Origin of the sequence: Microcoleus sp. PH2017_24_DOB_U_A (assembly GCF_020738205.1) — a bacterium.
Lineage (GTDB): Bacteria > Cyanobacteriota > Cyanobacteriia > Cyanobacteriales > Microcoleaceae > Microcoleus.
Genome location: NZ_JAEQCT010000197.1, coordinates 1 through 3895, shown reverse-complemented (window position 1 = coordinate 3895; position 3895 = coordinate 1). Strand labels below are relative to the sequence as shown.

The window sequence follows — 3895 nt, the reverse complement described above, 5'->3', positions numbered from 1 at the left end:
CGACAACCTGTTAGGCAACTTAGGAAATGACACAATTAATGCTGGCAACGGCAACGATCTTGTGTTTGGTAATGAAGGTACAGACTTGCTGTTTGGTGGAGCAGGAAATGACACGATTTACGCCGGCAAAGACAACGACAGTCTCGATGGCGGTATTGGCAACGACTTCCTGCTCGGCAACAATGAAAACGATGTCCTCTGCGGTGACGCCGGTAACGATACGCTTTTCGGCGGTAAGGGTAACGATCTCCTTGCTGGCGGTGCTGGTTCCGATTTCCTTTCCGGGGATATAGGAGATGATACTTTGACTGGCGGTTCGGGAAGTGATGTGTTTTTCCTAAATCAAAGTTTGGGTAGTGACATCATTACTGATTTCCGCAAGGGCGAGGATTTAATTGGGTTGGCTCCCGGTTTGAGTTTCAATCAACTCAGCATTGCGTCTAGCAGCAATCAAACTTTGATTAGCGTGACGGGTACCAATCAATTGTTAGCGAAGCTTAACGGTGTACCCGGTACTCTCAGCGCTGGCGATTTCACTCAGGTAACAATCTAACTGCCTCTGGTAGGGTGCGCGACGCGCACCTTACTATCGGCAAAACATCGGGTAGGGTGCCCGGCGGGCTGAATGTTTTGACTAAAGACTGAGGATTTCCTCCCGCTGGGTACCCTACTGTTAGTTACTGGAATTTCGGATTTTTTGGGAACTTTTCGCGATCGGCAAATACCTCAAATTGACAGACCTTGAGAGCAGATTTTAGGGTTTTAGGTCAATCAGTAATTTGGAACCGCAGCAGCTCTTCTCTGGATTGACATTACATCCTCTGCGGTTAATTGAAATCGGGTGAATCTAGTTTTTGAAGAGGGCGAAGCATGACCGCATATAAGTTATTAGTTATAATCTCATATTCACGGAGGTCATGCTTCGCCCCTACACAGATATTTGCGAAACCCAGATGCACCCATTGAAATCAAAGCAATCGCCACATAGCAATAATTCTGTCTGAATGTATTTTTCTGATTTAAATCATGGAGAAAAACCAGAAATTCTCTTGATTCTAGTTCCCCCATGCTTTCACGAAGTTTTTTAGCAATCCGGGGGTTTTCAGAATGTATATTTTACCAGAAAAAATTGGCTGAAAGTCTCTACATTTGAGGAAGCAATTAAAGTCAGACTATTCATTAATCCAATCCTCTTCATTATAGGTAGAGGTCGCTCTCAAACTGTCAACTGTCAACTGTCAACTAAGAGGGCTCTCACGGGGGCACTGCCCCTACAACTGTCAACTGTCAACTGTCAACTGTCAACTGTTGAAGGACTTCAAGGTCATTTACCAGCAAATAGCAAACATCATCATGGGTATGAAAAATGAACTCAACTTTTACCAGTATTGATTCACAGTCTGTTCTCGGCAATTCTCGTCCTAAATCTCTTGTCTTCATTGACTCGGACTTAGATGACTATCAAACTTTGGCGGGCGGCGCGATCGCAAATTCTGAGACAATCATTTTAGATAAAAATAGCAACGGAGTCGAGCAAATTACTGCGAAACTGCAAACCATTGCTGCTGCGGGGGGAACTGTAGACCAAGTTCACATTTTTTCTCACGGGAATTCTGGCAGTTTGCAGCTAGGTTCGGCGACGCTGAATTCGGATAATTTGCCGCAGTATGCAAGCCAGTTGGAAGGGTGGCGCACGGCATTGAGCGATCGCGCTGATATCATGCTTTACGGTTGCGATGTGGCGGCGGGTGATGGGGCTAATTTTGTCGATCGCCTTTCGGAGTTAACCGGGGCTGATATTGCGGCATCTAGCGATCGCACTGGCCGCGGTGGTAACTGGAATTTGGAGTTTACCAAGGGTGATATTGAAGCACCGCTAGCCTTGACTCCAGAAGCAATGGCGGATTACCAAGGGACTTTAGCCACTGTTACCGTTACCAACGCTAATGATAGCGGGGCCGGTTCATTGAGAAGCGCGATCGCCTCCGCAGCAGCCGGCGATATTATTCAATTTGCCTCCTCTCTGGCCAATCAAAAAATTACCCTCACTTCCGGTCAACTTGTCATCAACAAAAACTTGACAATTGATGCAAGTGCTGCTAGCAATTTAACCATCAGTGGCAACAACACTTCGCGGGTAATCCTCACCGAAGGTTCCACCAATGTTACTCTAAAAAACCTGATTGTTGCCGACGGCAAAGTTTCGGGAACCGATCCGAATAATGAGGCGACTAGCAGCGGCGGCGGCATTCAAACTGGCGGTAACAGCACTTTAACTTTAGAAAATTGCCAAGTCAACAATAATGTTGCCGGTTTCGGCGGTGGCGTTTACACGGGTTTCCGCAGCACCACAACAGTAATTAACAGCAAGTTTAGCGGCAATGACGGTTCTTTGGCTAGCAATACCGAACGCGGCGGCGGGGCGATCGCCACTAAAAGCGGCGGTGTTCTGAATATCAGAGATAGCGAATTTACCAACAACAAAGGCAGCTATGGCGGGGCTGTGAATAACCTGTTGGGCAGCATGACGATCGAAAACTCGAAATTCACTGGCAACCGCACAGATAAAGGCGTTGGCGGGGCAGTTTACGTCGATGGCGCTAATGCTTCTGGCCCCAATGCAACACCAGGCCCTACTCCTGGCAACATTATCATCCGAGGCAGCACTTTTGACGGCAATATCGGGACAGGAGAAGGAGGTGGAGCCTTTTTGTTTGGTTATAACCAAGACAAAGTAGTTTTGGAAAATAGCACTTTTATTAACAACAAGGCTATCAAAAATGCAGCGGGTCAGGGAGGTTCTGGTGGTGGAGTTCGCCACGGAAATGTAGATTTGACAGTGACAAATACCACCTTTGCAAACAACACAGCCGATGATAACGGTGGTGGCTTGTGGCTGGGAGAAGAGGGTAATATCAACATTGTCAATAGTACATTTTCCGGCAACACGGCTGCTAAACAAGGCGGCGGAATAGTTGTCGGTAACAAAGATGCCTTTTCGACTAACATCGTCAATTCGACTTTTGCCAAGAACACCGCTGGAGAGTTTTCGGGAGGTATTGCAACTTTTGGAAATCAGCCAATTACTGTCAAGAATTCGATTTTTGATAGCAACACGGCTGGCAATCCTTTTAAAGTTAAATTCCAAACTGGAAGAGAACTAATTGATGGCGGGAATAATCTTCAGTTTCCCGCTAAACTTACGACAGGCGATCCTAACGACAATAACGCTACGGCAAAGGTGACGATCGCAGATCCGAAACTCGGCCCTTTGCAAAATATTAACGGCGCTTTCGTGCTGCCGCTGCTAGCCGGAAGCCCCGCCATTGACACAGGTACAGGTGCAGGCGCGCCAGCTAAGGATCAGCGCGGTGTGACTCGCCCCCAAGATGGTGATGGTAACGGCAGTGCGATCGTCGATATCGGCGCTTTTGAATTCACAACGACAGCCACGCCGACTCCGACACCAACTCCTACACCAACTCCGACACCTACACCCGCCCCAACTCCGACACCCGCCCCAACTCCGACACCCGCACCAACTCCGACTCCGACACCCACACCCGCCCCAACTCCGACACCCGCACCAACTCCGACTCCGACACCCACACCTGCGCCCACGCCGACACCGGCACCAACTCCAACTCCGACACCCACACCCGCCCCCACGCCGACACCGGCACCAACTCCGACTCCGATACCGGGCACAGATAATTGTTTGCTCGATGGCGTCAGCGCCCCGGAATTAAACTCTGCTACCATCACCCCCAACCCCGTCCAAAACACTCTCAATGGCGGTAACAATGCCGATTTCATCATGGGCAGCAGCATCCCCGAGTCGATTAACGGACTGGGTGGCAACGACACTATCTACGGACTTGGCGGCAATGACAAC

At 49.0% G+C, this 3895-nt stretch carries 2 protein-coding genes; both read left to right on the top strand.

The annotated features are described in order from the left end of the window. A partial coding sequence (locus JGK07_RS32880) for a calcium-binding protein (RefSeq protein ID WP_293209071.1) occupies positions 1 to 553 on the top strand: 553 nt, incomplete at its 5' end. Positions 554 to 1366: 813 nt separating this feature from the next. Then, on the top strand, positions 1367 to 3895 hold a 2529-nt coding region (locus tag JGK07_RS32875), incomplete at its 3' end, for a DUF4347 domain-containing protein (protein ID WP_293243576.1).